Annotated in this window: 21 protein-coding genes; 11 read left to right on the forward strand and 10 right to left on the reverse strand. The window is 70.9% G+C overall.

The window, feature by feature from the left end:
- Positions 1-36: 36 nt before the first annotated feature.
- A complete protein-coding gene (locus tag OAW74_RS08285) occupies positions 37-612 on the forward strand; it encodes a TetR/AcrR family transcriptional regulator (protein ID WP_262873818.1) in 576 nt (191 codons plus the stop codon).
- A 17-nt stretch (positions 613-629) separates the two neighbouring features.
- Here the strand turns inward: OAW74_RS08285 and OAW74_RS08290 are convergent, their stop codons facing one another.
- Genes OAW74_RS08290 through OAW74_RS08300 form a run of 3 tightly spaced genes read right to left on the reverse strand, consistent with a single transcriptional unit; the run spans position 630 to position 4,107 of the window.
- Complete coding sequence (locus OAW74_RS08290) at positions 630-1,982, reverse strand: dihydrolipoamide acetyltransferase family protein (RefSeq protein ID WP_262873819.1); 1,353 nt, start codon at positions 1,980-1,982, stop codon at positions 630-632.
- On the reverse strand, positions 1,979-2,992 hold the full coding sequence (locus tag OAW74_RS08295; protein ID WP_262873820.1) for an alpha-ketoacid dehydrogenase subunit beta: 1,014 nt from the start codon (positions 2,990-2,992) through the stop codon (positions 1,979-1,981). Before OAW74_RS08295 ends, OAW74_RS08290 begins: the two co-directional genes overlap by 4 nt.
- Complete coding sequence (locus OAW74_RS08300; protein ID WP_262873821.1) at positions 2,989-4,107, reverse strand: thiamine pyrophosphate-dependent enzyme; 1,119 nt, start codon at positions 4,105-4,107, stop codon at positions 2,989-2,991. The genes OAW74_RS08295 and OAW74_RS08300 overlap by 4 nt, the downstream gene beginning before the upstream one ends.
- Positions 4,108-4,276: 169 nt before the next feature.
- Between OAW74_RS08300 and OAW74_RS08305 the strand changes: the two genes are divergently transcribed.
- Positions 4,277-4,750 (forward strand): Lrp/AsnC family transcriptional regulator, encoded by a 474-nt coding sequence (locus OAW74_RS08305; protein WP_262873822.1) that lies wholly within the window; start codon positions 4,277-4,279, stop codon positions 4,748-4,750.
- Here OAW74_RS08305 and OAW74_RS08310 read toward each other — a convergent pair.
- Positions 4,705-5,703: an EamA family transporter gene (locus tag OAW74_RS08310; protein WP_262873823.1), complete on the reverse strand. Its 999-nt coding sequence runs from the start codon at positions 5,701-5,703 to the stop codon at positions 4,705-4,707. The two genes, OAW74_RS08305 and OAW74_RS08310, sit on opposite strands and share 46 nt — an antisense overlap.
- Positions 5,704-5,791: 88 nt before the next feature.
- Here OAW74_RS08310 and OAW74_RS08315 point away from each other — a divergent pair, with 88 nt between their 5' ends.
- Complete coding sequence (locus OAW74_RS08315) at positions 5,792-6,340, forward strand: CGNR zinc finger domain-containing protein (RefSeq protein WP_262873824.1); 549 nt, start codon at positions 5,792-5,794, stop codon at positions 6,338-6,340.
- A gap of 128 nt (positions 6,341-6,468) precedes the next feature.
- Here the strand turns inward: OAW74_RS08315 and OAW74_RS08320 are convergent, their stop codons facing one another.
- Entirely contained in the window at positions 6,469-7,353 is an 885-nt protein-coding gene (locus OAW74_RS08320) for an alpha/beta fold hydrolase (protein WP_262873825.1), read from the reverse strand.
- A 42-nt stretch (positions 7,354-7,395) separates the two neighbouring features.
- On the opposite strand from OAW74_RS08320, the gene OAW74_RS08325 reads away from it, so the two are divergent.
- Positions 7,396-8,115 (forward strand): 3'-5' exonuclease, encoded by a 720-nt coding sequence (locus OAW74_RS08325; protein ID WP_262873826.1) that lies wholly within the window; start codon positions 7,396-7,398, stop codon positions 8,113-8,115.
- Between the two features lie 49 nt (positions 8,116-8,164).
- Here OAW74_RS08325 and OAW74_RS08330 read toward each other — a convergent pair whose 3' ends face one another.
- The 3 genes from OAW74_RS08330 to glgA form a co-directional block, all read right to left on the reverse strand.
- Positions 8,165-8,422: a type B 50S ribosomal protein L31 gene (locus OAW74_RS08330; protein ID WP_262873827.1), complete on the reverse strand. Its 258-nt coding sequence runs from the start codon at positions 8,420-8,422 to the stop codon at positions 8,165-8,167.
- An 84-nt stretch (positions 8,423-8,506) separates the two neighbouring features.
- Positions 8,507-9,292: an ABC transporter ATP-binding protein gene (locus OAW74_RS08335; RefSeq protein WP_262873828.1), complete on the reverse strand. Its 786-nt coding sequence runs from the start codon at positions 9,290-9,292 to the stop codon at positions 8,507-8,509.
- 9 nt (positions 9,293-9,301) lie between these two features.
- Positions 9,302-10,498, reverse strand: coding sequence for a glycogen synthase (gene glgA, locus OAW74_RS08340; protein ID WP_262873829.1), 1,197 nt, complete (start codon positions 10,496-10,498; stop codon positions 9,302-9,304).
- A gap of 48 nt (positions 10,499-10,546) precedes the next feature.
- Between glgA and glgC the strand changes: the two genes are divergently transcribed.
- Genes glgC through OAW74_RS08355 form a run of 3 tightly spaced genes read left to right on the forward strand, consistent with a single transcriptional unit; the run spans position 10,547 to position 13,193 of the window.
- Entirely contained in the window at positions 10,547-11,791 is a 1,245-nt protein-coding gene (gene glgC, locus OAW74_RS08345) for a glucose-1-phosphate adenylyltransferase (RefSeq protein WP_262873830.1), read from the forward strand.
- A gap of 32 nt (positions 11,792-11,823) precedes the next feature.
- Positions 11,824-12,459 (forward strand): phosphoserine phosphatase SerB, encoded by a 636-nt coding sequence (gene serB / locus OAW74_RS08350; RefSeq protein ID WP_262873831.1) that lies wholly within the window; start codon positions 11,824-11,826, stop codon positions 12,457-12,459.
- A 32-nt stretch (positions 12,460-12,491) separates the two neighbouring features.
- On the forward strand, positions 12,492-13,193 hold the full coding sequence (locus OAW74_RS08355) for an alpha/beta fold hydrolase (protein WP_262873832.1): 702 nt from the start codon (positions 12,492-12,494) through the stop codon (positions 13,191-13,193).
- 3 nt (positions 13,194-13,196) lie between these two features.
- On the opposite strand, the gene fabG is transcribed toward OAW74_RS08355, so the two are convergent.
- A complete protein-coding gene (gene fabG / locus OAW74_RS08360; protein ID WP_262873833.1) occupies positions 13,197-13,907 on the reverse strand; it encodes a 3-oxoacyl-ACP reductase FabG in 711 nt (236 codons plus the stop codon).
- Positions 13,908-14,013: 106 nt separating this feature from the next.
- On the opposite strand from fabG, the gene OAW74_RS08365 reads away from it, so the two are divergent.
- The 4 genes from OAW74_RS08365 to OAW74_RS08380 are packed head-to-tail and all read left to right on the forward strand — an operon-like array spanning position 14,014 to position 15,973.
- Entirely contained in the window at positions 14,014-14,520 is a 507-nt protein-coding gene (locus OAW74_RS08365) for a DUF4190 domain-containing protein (protein ID WP_262873834.1), read from the forward strand.
- A 42-nt stretch (positions 14,521-14,562) separates the two neighbouring features.
- Positions 14,563-14,928, forward strand: coding sequence for a DUF3099 domain-containing protein (locus tag OAW74_RS08370; RefSeq protein WP_262873835.1), 366 nt, complete (start codon positions 14,563-14,565; stop codon positions 14,926-14,928).
- Positions 14,925-15,128, forward strand: a complete 204-nt coding sequence (locus tag OAW74_RS08375) for a hypothetical protein (protein WP_262873836.1) — start codon at positions 14,925-14,927, stop codon at positions 15,126-15,128. The genes OAW74_RS08370 and OAW74_RS08375 overlap by 4 nt, the downstream gene beginning before the upstream one ends.
- Entirely contained in the window at positions 15,125-15,973 is an 849-nt protein-coding gene (locus tag OAW74_RS08380) for an SURF1 family cytochrome oxidase biogenesis protein (RefSeq protein WP_262873837.1), read from the forward strand. Before OAW74_RS08375 ends, OAW74_RS08380 begins: the two co-directional genes overlap by 4 nt.
- Before the next feature lie 200 nt (positions 15,974-16,173).
- Here OAW74_RS08380 and OAW74_RS08385 read toward each other — a convergent pair whose 3' ends face one another.
- The gene (locus tag OAW74_RS08385; RefSeq protein WP_262873838.1) at positions 16,174-17,772 is read right to left on the reverse strand and encodes an ABC-F family ATP-binding cassette domain-containing protein; all 1,599 of its coding nucleotides are present in this window, start codon (positions 17,770-17,772) and stop codon (positions 16,174-16,176) included.
- Positions 17,773-17,875 lie beyond the last annotated feature (103 nt).

Raw genomic sequence — 17,875 nt, forward strand, 5'->3', positions numbered from 1 at the left:
AACCGGACTCAATCAGGTTAGCGAGGATTAACCGAAATGACAACCACGTCGCGAGAGCGCGCCAAGGCCGATCGCCGCACCGCCATCGTGCGCGCCGCCGCCGCACAGTTCGCGCGACGCGGCTTCAGCGGCGTGAGCCTCGAAGAGATCGGCGCGGCCGTCGGGGTGAGCGGCCCGGCCGTCTATCGCCATTTCGCCAGCAAGCAGGCGCTGCTGGGGACGATCCTGGTGGAGACGAGCGAGGGGCTGCTCGCCGGCGGCCGGGAGGTCGCGGCGGCGCACGCATCGGCAGAAGACACGCTCGCGGCGCTCATCGGGTTCCACCTCGACTTCGCCCTGTCGAGCCCCGACGTCATCCGCGTGCAGGACCGTGACCTGGCGAGCCTCGGCGCAGCCGACAACCACGCCGTGCGGCGCCTGCAGCGGGAGTACGTCGACCTGTGGGTCGAGGTGCTGGCGAGACTCCATGCCGAGTGCACCGGCGACGACCTGCGCGTGCGGGCCCAGGCGTGCTTCGGCCTGCTCAACTCGACACCGCACTCCACCCGCACCTCCGATGCGCGGGCGCGCGGCATCCTCACCGCGATGGCCCTCGCCGCCCTCTCCGCGTGAACGTCAGGGCAGCCTGATCACCGCAGCAGCATCGCCCTGCCGGGCTCGCGCAGCACGTCGCCCACGGCAGCGAGGAACCGCGCGCCCTGCTCGCCGTCGACGAGCCGGTGATCGAACGACAGGCTGAGTGTCACCACGTCGCGCAGGACGATCTCGCCTCGGTGCTCCCACGGCAGGCGCCGCACCGCGCCGAGGGCGAGGATGCCGGCCTCGGGCGGATTGAGGATCGGCGTGCCGGCATCGACGCCGAACACCCCGACGTTGGTGATCGTGAACGTGCCGCCGGTCATCGCCGCGGGCGCCGTGCGCCCCGCCCGCGCTGCCGCCGTCAATTCGCCGATCGCCTCGGCGAGCGCGTCGAGGGCCAGGGTGTCGGCAGCGCGCACGTTCGGCACGACGAGCCCGCGCTCGGTCGCCGCCGCGATGCCCAGGTTCACGCGGTGGTGCTGCACGATCTCGCCGGCCTCGTCGTCCCACCGCGCATTGAGCATCGGATGCTGCGGCAGCGCCAGGCAGACCGCCTTCGCCGCCAGCGCCGTGATGCCGATGCGCTGCCCCTGCCGGGCGCGGTCGGCCGCGAGCGAGGCGAGGAGCTCCATCGAGGCGGTGACGTCGACGGTGAGGAACGTCGTGGCGTGCGGCGCCGTGAAGGCGCTGCGCACCATCGCCTCGGCGGTGAGGCGGCGCACGCCCTTGATCGGGATGCGGGTCTCTCCTTCCGCTGTCGACCGGTGGGCATCGGCCATGGGGCCAGCGGGCGCGAGCGGCGCCGCTCCGACCCGCGCGGCGTAGGCGTCGACGTCGGCGCGCGTGATGAGCTCACCGTCGCCGGAGGGCGTCACCAGGGCGAGGTCGACGCCGAGCTGCTTGGCGTGCGCGCGCACCGGCGGAGTCGACCGCGGGCGCTCGCGCAGCGCGTCGTCGCGCGCGGCCCCCTCGCACTCGGCTGCCTCGGCGCGTCCCAGCACGTCGTGGGGTGCCGCCTCGAGCACGGCCGTGTCACCGGCGGCGATCGCGGCGACCGTGCGCGCCCGCCGCCGAGGGCGCCCGTCGGCGCGCGCGGCCGCACCATAGCCGACCAGCAGCGGCGTGGCGGGCTCGGCTGCGCTCTCGGGCCGGTCGTCGGCGGGCCCGTCGACCTCGAAGGAGATGAGCACCGCGCCCACCGCCACGACGTCTCCCGGCTGTGCGCGCAGCTCGCGCACGCGGCCGGCGTGCGGCGAGGGCAGGTCGACGACGGCCTTGGCCGTCTCGACCTCGGCGATCGGCTGGTTGAGCGACACCTCGTCGCCCGCCGCGACGAGCCACTGCACGAGCTCTGCCTCCGGCAGCCCCTCACCGAGGTCGGGAAGTCGGAACTCGGCGATCATGACCGCTCCACCCCCGACAGCGAGTTCGGCCGATCGAGCACCCGGTCGACGCCGTCGAGGATGCGGTCGAGGTCGGGCAGGTGATGCTTCTCGAGCTTGGCCGGCGGGTATGGGATGTCGTGCCCCGTGACCCGCACGGGCGGCGCCTCGAGGTGGTGGAAGCAGCGCTCGGTGACGCCGGCGACCAGCTCCGCCCCCAGGCCCGCCTCCTTGGCCGCCTCGTGGGTCACCACGACCCGGCCGGTCTTGCGGACGGATGCCGTGACCGTGCGGTAGTCGACGGGCGACAGCGAGCGCAGGTCGATCACTTCGAGCGAGATGCCCTCGTCTTCGGCGGCGGTCGCCGCATCCATCGCCGTCGTGACCTGCCCGCCGTACGTGAGCACCGTCACGTCGGCGCCCTCGCGCACGACGCGCGCCAGGCCCATCGGCGGCGCGTCGGCGAGATCGGCGTCGACGTCGACCTCGCCCTTGGCGTGGTAGAGCCGCTTGGGCTCGAAGAACACGACGGGGTCGTCGCTCGCGATGGCCTGGCGCAGCATGACGAACGCATCCTGCGGGTTCGAGACCGCGACGACCCGCAGGCCGCTCGTGTGCACGAAGTAGGCCTCGGGCGACTCGGAGTGGTGCTCGGCCGCTCCCACCCCGCCGGCCCACGGCACCCGGATCGTGATCGGCATGCGCACGGCGCCGCGCGTGCGGTAGTGGAGCTTGGCGACCTGCGCGACGATCTGGTCGAAGGCGGGGTAGACGAAGCCGTCGAACTGGATCTCGACCACCGGCCGGTAGCCGCGGTAGGCCAGCCCCACCGCCGTGCCGACGATGCCGGCCTCAGCCAGCGGAGTGTCGACGACGCGCTGCGCGCCGAACTCGTCGAGCAGGCCATCGGTGACGCGGAAGACGCCGCCCAGGCGCCCGATGTCCTCCCCCATGAGCAGCACACGCGGGTCGTCGGCGAGCGCGCGGCGCAGCCCCGCTCCGAGCGCCTTGACCATCGTGAGCTCCGTCATGACTCCTCCTCTGGGGCGAAGCCGGCCAGATAGCCGGCGTAATCGGCCCGCTCCTGGTCGAGACCCGCATGCGGTTCGGCATAGACGTGGTCGAACACCGACAGCGGGTCGCGGTCTGCCGCGGCCAGGCATGCCGCCCGCATGCCGGCGCAGAACTCGTCGGCGGCCGCCTTCTCGTCGGCGGCGAACTCGTCGTCCCAGCCGCCCTCGGCGCGCAGCAGCGCCTCGAGCCGGGCGATCGGGTCGCGCGCCTCCCAATGCTCCACCTCGGCGGCGTCGCGGTAGCGGCTCGGGTCGTCGGACGTGGTGTGCGGGCCCATCCGGTAGGTGACCGCCTCGAGATAGGCGGGGCCGGCGCCCGAGCGCGCGTGGTCGGCCGCCCACCGCATCGCCGCGAGCGAGGCCAGTACGTCGTTGCCGTCGAAACGCAGGCTCGGAATGCCGAAGCCCGGCGCGCGGTCCGCCAGCGGAAAGCGGCTCTGCACGCCGACGGGCTCCGAGATCGCCCACTGGTTGTTCGTGCACACGAACACCACGGGGGCCTCGAACGACGCGGCGAACACCATCGCCTCGTTGGCGTCGCCCTGACTGGTCGCTCCGTCGCCGAAGTAGGCGACCGCGATGTCGTCGACACCGTCGCGCTGGATGCCCATCGCGTACCCCACGGCGTGCAGCGTCTGCGCGCCGATGATGATCTGCGGCGTCGCGACGCCGATGCGATAGGGGTCGTAGCCCGAATGCGCCTCGCCACGCCAGTTCGGGATGAACTCGTCGGGGCGCGCGCCCCGCACGAACAGCACACCGGCCTCGCGGTAGCTCGTGAACGGGAAGTCCCCCGTCCGAAGCGCGTGCGCCGTGCCCACCTGGGCGGCCTCCTGGCCCCGGCACGGAGCCCACAGCCCCAACTGCCCCTGCCGCTGCAGGGCGATGCCCTCGGCGTCGAGGCGGCGCACGATCGTCATGTCGCGATGCAGCATCCGCAGCATCGGCACGTCCACGTCGGTCAGCCAGGCGTCCAGCTGCGGATGCGGGATGCGGCTGCCGTCGGTTGCGAGCACTCCTGCGAGTTCGTCGGTGCCTGTTGTCAGGTCGTGGTCGGTGCGGGGATACATCATCGTTCCTCCTTGTTCGATGCACCCTCGTGAGGCGATCGGACGAAAGACCGCCGGCAGCGTCGCCGACAGCCCGACGATACGTCCGACATGCACCTAGCTCAAGCATCCGAAGACTCGTTGAGCATGTTGCGCAACTACGGGCGAGGGTGACCTGCTATCTTCGGGCACTATGACCACGCTGGATCACATCGACCTGGAGCTTCTCGCCGCACTGTCGGCCGACCACCGCGCCACCGTCGTGGCTCTGGCCGAGCGCCTCGGGCTCTCGCGCAACACCGTGCAGGCGCGCATGGCGCGGCTCGACCGCTCCGGCGTGTTCCTCTCGTTCGAGCGGGCGATCTCGTCGGCGGCGCTCGGCTTTCCCATCGAGGCGTTCCTGAGCGTCACGGTGCATCAGGCCGCCCTCCCGCGGATCACCGAGGAGCTCGGCAGGATCCCCGAGGTTATCCAGGCGCACGGACTGAGCGGTCAGGTCGATCTGCTCGTGCGGGTCGCCTGCCGCGACACGCAGCACCTGTTCGACACCGACGCCCGCATCCTCTCGATCGACGGCGTCGAGCGCACCGAGACGTCGCTGGCGATGGGCGAGGTGATCGGCTACCGGGTCGCGCCGCTGCTGGAGCTGGCCAGAGCCGACTCCTGACCCGAGTCGGCGCGCACCAGCACGACGCCGGCGAGGATGAGCACGCCGCCCACGAACTGGATGGGCGCCGGCACCTCGCTCAGGAAGATCCACGAGAACATCAGCGCGAACAGCACTTCCGAAAGCCCCACGAACGACGCCACCCGCGAGCCGAGCCGCGGCACCGCGCCGACGCCGAGCGCGTAGCCGAGGGTCGTGCCGACGGCGGCGACCCACAGCAGCGGCACCCACCAAGGCACCGTGACGCCGGCCAGCACGACGTCGACCGTCGGCGCGGCGAAGGGCAACACGCCCGTGGCGATGAGCACGACCATGAGTGCCGCACCCACCAGCAGCCCGCCCGAGGCGAGGGCGAGCGGCGGCAGGTCGTCGCCGGCGCGCTCGGAGACGAGGAAGTACGCCATGACGCAGACCGCCGCACCGAGCGCCAGGAGCGTCCCGAGCAGATCGAACCGCGCGCCGGCGATGTCGACGACGAGCACGAGCCCCGCGACCGCCACGATCGAGCCGATCACCACGAGGCGCGAGGGCGCTCGGCGGGTGCGCAGCCACGTGAGGCCGACCAGCAGCACCGGGGCGAGGTACTGGATGAGCAGGGCCACGGCCACCGGCATCCGCTGCATCGCCGAGAAGAAGAGCAGCTGGCAGCCGGCGACGGCGGTGAGCCCGAACGCGACGATGATGCGCCAGTGGCGACGCAGGAACGAGCGCTCGCGCAGGATCGCGCGGACGAGGAAGGGCGCGAGGATGAGCCCCGACACGCCCATGCGCACCTGCAGCGCCGCTCCGAGCGACCAGCCGGCCTCGAGCAGGGGCTTGACCAGCGGGCCGGACGACGAGAACGCGAGCGCCGACACGACGCCCATGATGAGCCCAGACGTGCGATGCGACGAGGGCGCGATCTCGCGGCCCATGGTCGGGATGACGGCGATCGGGGCGGTCTGCGTTGACATGGCGGCATCCCACTGTCAGGAGTGAACTGTGACTACACTGGTGACACCAGCGAGACGACACTAGTCCCCCGGACTGTCAGGAGTCAACATGGTCTTCATTCATGACACCAAGCGCGCCCTCATGGCCGCCGTCGACCTCGTCAACACCCTTCCCGGCACCGACGGCGACGACCGGATGCTGACGGCCCGAGACCTCGACGACTACGTCGCCGCCAACCCCTACTCCGGCCCCATCCCCCGCGACGACGCCTCGCTCGCGGCGATCCGGGACGTGCGCTCGCGACTGCGCGGCCTGTGGAACGTCGGCCGCGACGACGCCGTGCCGCTCGTGAACGCCATGCTCCGCGACGGCGGCGCCCTCCCCCGGCTCGTGATCCACGAGGGCTACGACTGGCACATCCACGCCACGAGCGACGACGCGCCGCTGGCCACCCGCATCCTCGTCGAGGCGGCGATGGCCTTCGTCGACGTCATCCGCTCCGACGAGTACGGCCGCGTGCGCGTGTGCGCGGCCGACGACTGCGACGCGGTCTACGTCGACTACTCGCGCAACGGCTCGAAGCGCTACTGCGACACCGGCAACTGCGGCAACCGCATGAACGTCATCGCCTACCGAGAGCGCAAGGCGCAGGCCTGAGGCTCGGCATCCGCCCTCCGCCCCTCGCCGAGATCAGGTGATCTCGCCAGGACAGGACGATCAGACACGAAACGACCTGTGCCGGCGAGATCTCCTGATCTGGATCCCGGATGCCGGGGCCGCTGCTCTCAGTGCGCCCCGAGAAAGCGCTCGATCGCGGCGGCTGCGGGCACCGGCGTCTCGTAGTGGATGAGGTGCCCCACATCGGGGATCTCGACGAGCTCGGCGGCGGGGAAGATGCGCGCGAGTTCGCGCTCCTTCTCGATGGGGGTGATGTCGTCGCGCACCGCGGCGATCAGCAATGTCGGCTGGGAGATCGCGGCGGCGAACTCGCTCACGTCGTGCGACACGCTCGTCACGAAGGCGTCGTGCAGCACGTCGCGGTCGGCGAAGCGCGAGAAGTAGGTGTCGTGCTGGTCGTGCACGAACCGGCGCAGCTGCGGGTCGCGCGTCTTGGCCATCGACACGCTCATGACGCGCACGATCAGGCGGTTGCGCAGCAGTGCGTCGCCGAGCTTCGCGGGGAGCTTCGCGCCCGCCCAGTAGTAGAAGACCGCGAGCCGGGTGAGGATGCCTCGGGGGCCCTCCAGCGCGGGCGCGCCGATCGGGTTCACCAGGATCAGTCTCGGAGTCTCGAGACCTCGGCTCACCGCCGCCGCCGAGACGATCGATCCGAAGCTGTGGCCGAGCACCACGGCACCGGGGGCGACGGCCGCGGCGAAGTGCTGCAGCCACTGCGCGTACAGATCGAGGTCGTGCGCGCGTCCGGGGATCGGCTCGGTCTCGCCGAACCCCGGCAGATCGGGCATGACGACGCGGATGCCGTGCAGCTGCGCGACGACCGGCTCGAGGCCGTGGTGCTCGCCGCGGAAGCCGTGCACGGCGAGGATCGTCGTGTCGGCGTCGGCCGGGCCGTAGACCCAGTAGGCCGTCGTGCCGCCGAGCACCTCCGCCTCGCGACGCTCGACGGGAGTGCGCGTGAGCTGGTCGGCATAGGGGTTCACCACGGTCACCCGCCCAGTCTACGGGCGGGCCAGCGGCGCGCCTGGGCGGCGATGTCGGAGGGGGTGCATACCGTTGGCGGCATGGAAGCACTGCGGATGGTGGGGGTCTTCGACCTCGAGACGACGGGAGTCGATGTCACGGCCGACCGCATCGTGACAGCGCACGTGGGCCTCCTCGACGCGTCTGGAACGGCGCTGCGCGCCAGGGACTGGCTCGCCGACCCCGGCGTCGAGATCCCCGAGGGCGCGGCCGCCATCCACGGCGTGACCACCGCGCGCGCCCGCGCCGAGGGGCGCCCCGCAGCAGAGGTCGTGTCCGAGGTCGTCACGGCCCTGCGCGACCTGTTCGCCGCCGGCATCCCGGTCGTCGCCTACAACGCGCCGTTCGATTTCTCGCTGCTCAAGCACGAGGCGGTGCGTCACGGCATCGCCCCGATCCTCGAGCCATCGCCGGTCATCGACCCGCTCGTGGTCGACAAGGCCTACGACCGCTACCGCCGCGGCAAGCGCACCCTCGAGGTGGTCGCCGCCCACTACGCCGTGACCCTCGAGGGCGCACACGAGGCCTCGGCGGATGCCGTGGCCGCCGGCCGCGTGGCACAGGCGCTCGCCGCGCGCTTCGGCGGGCAGCTGCCGCCGTCTGTCGACGAACTGCACTCGCAGCAGATCTCGTGGGCGCGCGCGCAGGCGGCGAGCCTGACCGACTACTTCATCCAGATCGGCCGGCTCGCCCCCGACGAGACCGTCGACGGCAGCTGGCCGATCCGCTGACGCACAACGACGAAAGCCCCGCCGAGGCGGGGCTTTCGCTGGTGGCTGCTTACTTGGAGGAGCCGCCGAAGTTCTTGAAGCGCTGGTTGAACTTCTCGACACGACCGGCCGAGTCCATGATGCGCTGCTTGCCCGTGTAGAACGGGTGCGACGCCGACGAGATCTCGACGTCGATGACGGGGTACTCGACGCCGTCGAGCTCGATCGTCTTGTCGCTGGTCACCGTCGAGCGGGTGAGGAACGTGTCGCCCGAGCCGAGGTCGCGGAAGACGACCGCGTGGTAGTCGGGGTGGATGTCAGTCTTCATGAGGAGTCCTTTGTGGGGATGGCGTCCCTGCCGAGAACCAGGGACCAAGTCCGCGGTGCGAGAATGCACCAAGTAGCGATTCTATCAGGAGCGAGCCCTGGCCGCGAACCGGCCCTCGTCCTCGGTCAGGGCGATCTGCATTCCGAAGGTCGCCGTGAGGTTCTCGGCCGTCAGCGTCTGGGCGATCGGCCCTGCCGCGACGGCGGCTCCGTCGCGCAGCAGCAGCACGTGGGTGAAGCCCACCGGGATCTCTTCGACGTGGTGGGTGACCATGACCATCGCGGGCGTGCTCGGGGCCAGCGCATAGCCGCTGAGCAGGCTCAGCAGCTCTTCGCGCGCCCCGAGGTCCAGGCTCGCGGTCGGCTCGTCGAGCAGCAGCAGCTCGGGGTCGGTCATGATCGCCCTGGCGATCTGCACGCGCTTCTGCTCGCCGTCCGACAGGGTGCCGAACGTGCGGTCGGCGAGGTGGTCGAGCTTCCACTCGGCGAGCACCCGCAGCGCGCGGCGCTCATCGAGGTCTTCGTACTCCTCGCGCCAGCGACCCGTGACCGAGTACGCCGCCGTCAGCACGACATCGAGCACGGTCTCCTCCGGCGGCAGCCGCTTGGCCATCGCCGACGAGGCGAAGCCGATGCGAGGGCGCAGTTCGAAGACATCGCTGCGGCCCAGCTGCTCGCCGAGGATGCGCACGGTGCCCGATGTCGGGTGCATGAGCGTGTCGGCCAGCTGCAGGATCGTGGTCTTGCCGGCGCCGTTGGGGCCGAGCACCACCCAGCGCTGGTCGTCGCCGACCGTCCAATCGAGGTGGTCGACGATCTCCCTGGCGTTTCGGCGGACGACGACGTCGGAGAACTCGAGCACCTCTGGCATGCCGCTAGCCTATCGGCCGCTCGCGGTCACCTCGCGGTACAGGTCCTGGGCCTGCTCGGCGATTCGCGCCCAGCTGAACTCCTGTGCGGCACGCTCGCGGCCGGCCCTGCCGTACGCCGCCGCGCGGTCGCGGTCGGCCACGACGTCGGTGAGCACTCGGGCGAGATCGTCGACGAAGCGGTCGGGGTCGATGGGGGTGCCGGTGCCGTCCTGCACCTGCTCGATCGGCACGAGCCGACCGGTGACCCCGTCGACGACGACCTCGGGGATGCCGCCGGTCGCGGTGCCGACGACGGCCGCGCCGCAGGCCATCGCCTCGAGGTTGACGATGCCGAGCGGCTCGTAGACGGAGGGGCAGACGAAGGTCGTCGCGGTGGTGAGGATCGCGCACAGCTGATCGCGCGGCAGGAACCGGTCGATCCAGATCACGCCGTCGCGCTCGGCCTGCAGCCCGCGCACGAGCCCCTCGACCTCGGAGAGGATCTCCGGGGTGTCGGGCGCGCCGGCACACAGCACGAGCTGCACCTCCGGCGGCAGCTTCGCCGCGGCGCGCAGGAAGTAGGGCAGCCCCTTCTGGCGGGTGATGCGCCCCACGAAGACGACCGAGGGCCGAGCGGGGTCGATGCCCAGCTCGGCGAGCAGCGCGGGGTCGTCGACCGGCCGCCAGGCCTGCACGTCGATGCCGTTGTAGATGACGCGCACCTTGGCGGGGTCGAGGCTCGGATAGCTGCGCAGGATGTCGTCGCGCATGCCGTTGCTGACGGCGACGACGGCGGCCGCGCCCTCGTAGGCGGTCTTCTCGATCCAGCTCGAGACGGCGTAGCCGCCGCCCAGCTGCTCGGCCTTCCACGGCCGCAGCGGCTCGAGGCTGTGAGCGGTCACGACATGCGGGATGCCGTGCAGCAGCGAGGCGAGGTGCCCTGCGAAGTTGGCGTACCAGGTGTGCGAGTGCACGACGTCGGCACCGGCGACGTCCGACACGATGTCGAGGTCGGTGCCGAGCGTCTGGATGGCGGCGTTGGCGCCGGACAGTTCGACCGGAACGCCGTACGAGGTCGTGTCGATCTCGTCGCGTTCGGCGCCGAATGCGCGCACCTGCACCTCGACGCCGTCGGCGCGGAGGGCCTTGACGAGCTCGGTCGCGTGCACGCCTGCGCCGCCGTAGATCTCCGGTGGGTATTCCTTCGTGACGATGTCCACCCGCATGTCTGGAAACGCTAGTACACGGCCCGGAGGGCGGCATAGTGTGGTGCCATGCCTGCAGAGCCGAAGGTCTTCGGAATCGTCCTCGCCGGTGGCGAGGGAAAGCGCCTCATGCCGCTGACGGTCGACCGCGCCAAGCCCGCGGTGCCGTTCGGGGGGCAGTACCGCCTGATCGACTTCGCGATCTCGAACCTCATCAATTCGGGACTGCGCCAGATCGTCGTGCTGACGCAGTACAAGTCGCACAGCCTCGACCGCCACATCTCTCAGACCTGGCGCATGTCGGCGCTGCTGAACTCGTATGTCGCGTCGGTCCCTGCCCAGCAGCGCCTCGGCAAGCGGTGGTTCTCCGGCTCGGCCGACGCGATCCTGCAGTCGCTCAACCTCGTCAACGACGAGCGCCCCGACATCGTCATCGTCATCGGCGCCGACCACGTGTACCGCATGGACTTCCAGCAGATGCTCGATGCTCACATCGCCTCCGGCGCGCGGGCGACGGTCGCCGGCATCCGCCAGCCGATCTCACTGGCCAACCAGTTCGGGGTGATCGCCGTCGACGACGACGACCCCACGAAGATCAGCGAGTTCCTCGAGAAGCCGCAGAACCCCAAGGGGCTGGCCGACAGCCCCGGCGAGGTGCTGGCTTCGATGGGCAACTACATCTTCGACACCGACGCCCTCATCGAGGCCGTGCAGACCGACGGCGAGCTGCCGACGTCCAACCACGACATGGGCGGCGACATCATCCCCTACTTCGTGGGCCGCGGCGAGGCCGGCGTCTACGACTTCAAGCGCAATGACGTGCCGGGGTCCACCGACCGCGATCGTGACTACTGGCGCGATGTCGGCACGATCGAGTCGTTCTTCGACGCGCACATGGATCTCATCTCGACCCTGCCGATCTTCAACCTCTACAACACGAAATGGCCGATCCACTCGCAGTCGGTCAACTCTCCGCCGGCGAAGTTCGTGCGCGACAGCGTGGGCCGCATGGGCAATGCGATCGACTCGATCGTCTCGCTCGGCTCCGTGCTGTCGGGCACCCACCTCGAGCGCAGCGTCGTGGGCCCGTGGACGCTCTCTGGCGGCGGCTCGACGGTCACCGACTCGGTGCTGTTCGACTACGTGTCGGTCGGCGCCGGCGCCCGCGTGCACCGCGCGATCCTCGACAAGAACGTCGTGCTCGCCCCCGGCGCCACCGTCGGCGTCGACCGCGAGCGCGACCTCGCCCGCGGATTCACGGTCACCGACTCCGGCATCACCGTCGTGGGCAAGAACGTCGTCGTCGAGGCGTGAGGGGCATCGCCTGCGGCCGATAGCGTAGGAGGGTGGCAGCATCCCCCTTCCTTGTCGTGCTCGACGCCGACTCGACGCTCATCCGCAACGAGGTCATCGAGCTGATCGCCGACGAGGCGGGCCGCGGGCCCGAGGTCGCCGCGGCCACCGAGGCGGCGATGCGCGGCGAGGTCGACTTCGCGACGAGCCTGCGCTCGCGAGTGGAAGCGCTGCGGGGCGTGCCGGTCACGGCCTTCGCCCGTGTGCTGGCCCGCATCGAGCCGACGCCGGGCGTGCGCGAGCTCGTCGACGCCGTGCACGCGCGCGGCGGCACGGTCGCGGTCGTCTCCGGGGGCTTCCACGAGGTCCTCGACACGGTGGCGCCCGACCTCGGAGTGGATCTCTGGCGCGCGAACCGCCTGCACGTCGACGAGGGGATGCTGACCGGTCTGGTCGACGGCGACATCGTCGACGCCGAGGGCAAGGCGGCAGCCCTGCGTGAATGGGCGGGTGAACTCGATGTGCCGCTGCGTTCGACGATCGCCATCGGCGACGGCGCGAACGATCTCAGGATGATGGATGCGGCGGGCCTCGGTCTGGCCTTCAACGCCAAGCCCGCCGTGCGTGCGCAGGCGAACCTCGTGGTCGGCCCCGTCGACCTGCGCGCCGTCATCCCCCTGCTGCCGTAGCCGGTGTCGGAGGGCCGGCGTAGCGTGGCGCCATGGACGTCATCCTGATCCCGGGCCTGTGGCTCGACGCAGACTCGTGGAGCGACATCGCTCCCGCCCTCGCGGCGGCCGGGCACACCCCTCGACCGCTCACCATGCCGGGCGTCGGGGTCGCCGCGCCCGAATCCAGCGGCATAGGCATCGCCGACTGGGTGGCCGCCGTCGTCGCCGAGATCGACGAGACCGAGGGCCCGGTCGTGCTGGTCGGCCACTCCGGGGGCGGCAACGTCGCGTGGGGCGCCGCCGACGCCCGCCCCGACCGCGTCGCCAGAGTGGTCTTCGTCGACACGGTGCCCCCGCCGGACGGCGGCGACATCTCCGAGTTCGACCTCGTCGACGGGGTCGTGCCCTTCCCGGGGTGGGACTTCTTCGACAGCGACGAAGAAGACGGCGCGGCCGACCTCGACCAGGCGACCCGCGAGCGCACGGCCGCCCTCACCCGCAGCGTGCCCGCGCGGGTGCCGTCCGATCCGATCGCGCTCGGCGACGAGCGCCGATGGAACGTGCCGGTGACGCTGCTGTCGGGAGCGATGGACGAGCAGCAGTTCCGCGAGGCGATCGCGCAGTGGGGCCGCTACGCCGCCGAGTTCGAGGCGATCCGCGACGCCGAGGTCGTGCGGCTGGGCACCGGCCATTGGCCGCAGTTCTCGAATCCCGCCCTGCTCGCAGACAAGCTCATCGCCGCGATCCGCTGAGCGTCAGTGCCCCATGCCGAGGCCGCCGTCGACGGGGATCACGGCGCCCGACACGTAGGCCGCATCGTCCGATGCCAGCCACGCGACGACCCCGGCGACCTCGTCGGGGGTGGCGAAGCGCCCGGCGGGGATGTTCTTCTTGTACTCGGCTTGGGTGTCCTCGGGCAGTTCGGCCGTCATGTCGGTCTCGATGAACCCCGGCGCCACGACGTTCGCGGTGATGCCGCGCCCGCCGAGCTCCCGGGTCAGTGAGCGCGCGAAGCCGACCAGGCCGCTCTTGGACGAGGAGTAGTTGATCTGACCGGCTGAGCCGTAGAGCCCGACCACGCTCGAGATCAACACGACCCGGCCCCAGCGAGCTCGCAGCATCCCCTTCGACGCGCGCTTGACGACGCGGAACGCACCGCCGAGGTTCGTGGCCACGACGCTGTCGAAGTCGTCTTCGCTCATGCGCAGCAGCAGGGTGTCCTTCGTGATGCCGGCGTTGGCCACGACGATCTCGACGGGGCCGAGCTGCTGCTCGACCTCGGTGAACGCCGCGTCGACGGCGGCGGCATCGGTGACGTCGGCCCGGACGGTCAGCGTGCCCTCCGGTCCCTCGCCGCTGCGCGCGGTCACGGCCACCTTGTAACCTTCGCGCACGAAGCGCTCCGCGATGGCGCGGCCGATGCCGCGGTTTCCTCCCGTGACGAGCACGACGCGATCGGTGGACATGGAGCACTCCTGTTCGGCGGACGATCCGCACCAGCCTACCGGCGGGCGTTTGACACGCTCCGCGACGCCCGGAAAGCTGGAGAGCACCAGACGAAAGGCGCCCTCCGTGAGCGACCAGAACCCCACTCCCCCGGCCGCCGACCAGCCCGAGCCCCCCGCCGCTCCCGCCGGATACCCGCAGACGCCGCCGCCCGCGGCGCCGACCTACGGCCAGCCGACCCCCGGTGCCGCACCCGTCTACGGCCAGCCGCCCGCGTACGGCGCAGCCCCTGCCTATGGTGCGCCGCCCGCCTACGGCACCGGCCCCGCCTACGGCTCGGCTCCGGCCTACGGCGCCTACGCCCCGGCCAAGACGAACTCGCTGGCGATCGTCTCGCTCATCGCGAGCATCGCCGGGCTCACCGTGATCCCGCTCATCGGCACGATCGTCGGCATCATCACGGGCCACATGTCGCTTTCGCAGCTGAAGACCAGTGGCGAAGGCGGCCGCGGCATGGCGCTGGCCGGCGTCATCATCGGCTGGGTGAGCCTGGCGCTGGGCGTGCTGTTCGTGATCCTCGCGTTCGCGCTGTTCATCCCGCTCGCGATCGCCGGCAGCACCTACTCGGCCTGAGGGGCATCCGGCCTGCGCCGCGCGGCGTAACCTGGATGCACCGTGAAGCACACCCCTCACCCGCAGTCCGCGACGTCGCTGCCCCGTGCACCGCGCGACGACGCGGGAGCGCGCTCCAAGCGCTACCTGACGATGATGGGGGTGCGCATCGCATGCTTCATCGCGATGGTGCTGATCACCCCCTACGGCTGGTACACGTGGGTGCTCGGGGCCGCCGCGATCTTCCTCCCGTACATCGCCGTGGTGGTGGCCAACGTCGGCTCCGATGTGCGTGGCACCACCCCGGAGTCGCCGGAGCGCGCTCTGCCGGCCGCCGCCCCGAAGCCCGATGCCCGCCCCGACACGGGCACGCAGCATCCGGTCATCCGCATCGACGAGAAGCGATCCGACCCCGACGAGCGCGCATGAGCGCCGAGTGCTCCCGGGCGGGCTGCCGGGATGCGGCCACGTGGCGCATCGAATGGCGCAACCCCCGCATCCACACCGATGGCCGCAGCAAGACGTGGGTCGCCTGCGACGCGCATCGGGGGTTCCTCACCGAGTTCCTGGCCGCGCGCGACTTCCCGCTGCAGGTCACCCCTCTGGAAAGCGCAGGAGAGACCGCGTGAGCAGACGCACCGCCCCCGCCGCCGTGCGATGGACCGCCTACGTCGCCGTCGCGATCGTGTTCGCGATCGCCTGCGCCTTCCTGTCGAACTGGCAGTTCACCCGCAACGCCGAGCGCGCGAACGAACTCGCCCTCGTCGAGGCCAACTACGACGCCGAGCCGGTCGCCCTCGCCGACGTGCTGCCCGAGGGCTCGCAGCTCGCGGCGACCGACAAGTGGCAGCCGGTCGTGCTCACCGGCACCTACCTCAGCGACCAGCAGCTGCTCGTGCGCAACCGCGCGCACGGCGGCACCGCCGCCTACGAGGTGCTGGTGCCGCTGCAGCTCGACGACGGCCGCGTCATCGTCGTCGACCGGGGCTGGCTGGCACCCGGCAGCGCCCAGCCCGAGCCCGACGAGATCCCCGCCGCGCCCGAGGGCGACGTCACCGTCGTCGCCCGGCTCATGCCCGGCGAAGCGCTCCCGTCGTCTGGGCGCTCCGCCCCCGAGGGGCAGGTGCCCACGATCAACCTGGCGCTCATCGCCGAGACGCTGCCCGCCGCGCAGGCCGACCGCCTCGAGCTCTCGGCATACGCGCTGATGGCCTCGGAAGACCCGGCTCCCGCCACCAGCCCGCAGCAGATCGACGCCCCCGATGCCGACCCCGGCCCGCACCTGTCGTACGCGATCCAGTGGATCCTGTTCGCGATCATGGGCTTCGTCTTCATCGGCTACATCATCCGCACCGAGAAGCGCGCGCGCCTCGAAGACGCCGAGGAGCGCGAAGAGCGCGAGCACCGCGCGCGCCTGCGCAAAGACCGCGACGCCGCAGAGGAAGATGCCCTGCTCGACGCCGCCGAGCGCTGAGCACGCCGCTCCCTGTCCAGGCGTCGGAGCCGTGGGGCGGATGCTGCCTGCCGTTGCACTCCCGACGCCACCGGCCCCAGGCATCCGACAGCTGGACGGGCCCTCTCGCTGGCACGAGCGTGTGATCTCGATACGCCGCGGCTGAAACCGCGGCTACTCGATCAGCGTGCTTCTGATCCCGCTCGCTAGCGCGAGCGGAATCAGGCGAGCGTGATCAGGTCGATGTAGTCGCGGCCCCAGATGTCTTCGACGCCGTCGGGCAGGATCAGCACGCGTTCGGGGTTGAGAGCCGTCACAGCGCCCTCATCGTGCGAGACGAGCACGACCGCGCCCTCGTAATGGGCGAGGGCACCCAGGATCTCTTCTCGGGAGGCCGGATCGAGGTTGTTGGTGGGCTCGTCGAGCAGCAGCATGTTGGCGCTCGAGACCACGAGGGTCGCCAGCGACAGTCGGGTCTTCTCGCCGCCGGAGAGCACTCCTGCGGGCTTGAGCACGTCGTCGCCGGTGAACAGGAACGAGCCGAGCACCTTGCGCGCCTCGGTCGCGTTGATGTCGGGCGCGGCCGACATCATGTTGTCGAGCACCGAGCGGTTGACGTCGAGGTTCTCGTGCTCCTGCGCGTAATAGCCGATCTTCAGGCCGTGCCCCGGCTCGATGACCCCGGTGTCGGCCTTGTCGACGCCGGCGAGGATGCGCAGCAGCGTCGTCTTCCCCGCACCGTTCAGGCCCAGCACGACGACCTTCGAGCCCCGATCGATCGCGAGGTCGACATCGGTGAAGATCTCCAGCGACCCGTACGACTTCGACAGCCCCGACGCCATGAGCGGAGTCTTGCCGCACGGCGCAGGCTTGGGGAAGCGGAGCTTGGCGACGCGGTCCTCCTGGCGCACCTCCTCGAGGCCCGAGAGCATCTTCTCAGCGCGGGCGACCATCTGATGGGCCGCGGCGGCCTTCGACGCCTTGGCGCCGAATCGGGCCGCCTGCAGCTGCAGCGCGGTCGCCTTCTTCTCGATGTTGACGCGCTCCTTCTTGCGGCGCTCCTCATCGGCCACCCGCTGGCGCAGGTAGTTCTTCCAGTTCATGTTGTAGACGTCGATGACCTGGCGGTTCGCATCGAGGTAGAAGACGCGGTTGACCGTCTCGCCGACGAGCTCGACGTCGTGCGAGATGACGATGAGCCCGCCCTTGTAGCCCTTGAGGAACTCGCGCAGCCACACGACGCTGTCGGCGTCGAGGTGGTTGGTCGGCTCGTCGAGGATCATCGTCTGCGCATCGGAGAACAGGATGCGGGCGAGCTCGATGCGTCGGCGCTGACCGCCCGAGAGGGTCTTCAGCGGCTGGTCGAGGATGCGGTCGGGCAGCGACAGGTTGTGCGCGATCGAGGCGGCCTCCGCCTCGGCGGCGTACCCGCCGAGCGCCTCGAAGCGCTCGGTGAGGTTCGCGTACTTGCGCATGGCGCGTGCCGCGGCATCCGCGTCGTCGTCGCCCATCGCGAGCGATGCCTCGTGCATGCCGATCGCGAGGGTGCCCAGGCCCCTGGCGTCGAGGATGCGCGTGCGCGCGAGCATCTCGGGGTCGCCCGAGCGGGGGTCCTGCGGCAGATAGCCGAGTTCGCCCGAGCGGTCGACGCGCCCGTCGGAGGGCAGCAGATCGCCCGCGAGCACCTTGGTCAGCGTCGTCTTGCCCGCGCCGTTGCGGCCGACGAGTCCGATCTTGTCGCCGTCGGAGACGCGGAACGAGACGTCGGACATGAGTACGCGGGCGCCCACGCGGATCTCGAGGTCGTGCACGGCGAGCACAGCGATTGTCCGTTTCGTTCGGTGAAGGGGTACAAGGGGCGGCCGATGGCCAGCCCCCTAGTATAAGTCGCGACGGCCCAGCGCTGCTTCCCGGGCCCCCACC

It is taken from the genome of Microbacterium fluvii, from assembly GCF_025515205.1.
GTDB classification, from domain to species: Bacteria; Actinomycetota; Actinomycetes; order Actinomycetales; family Microbacteriaceae; genus Microbacterium; species Microbacterium fluvii.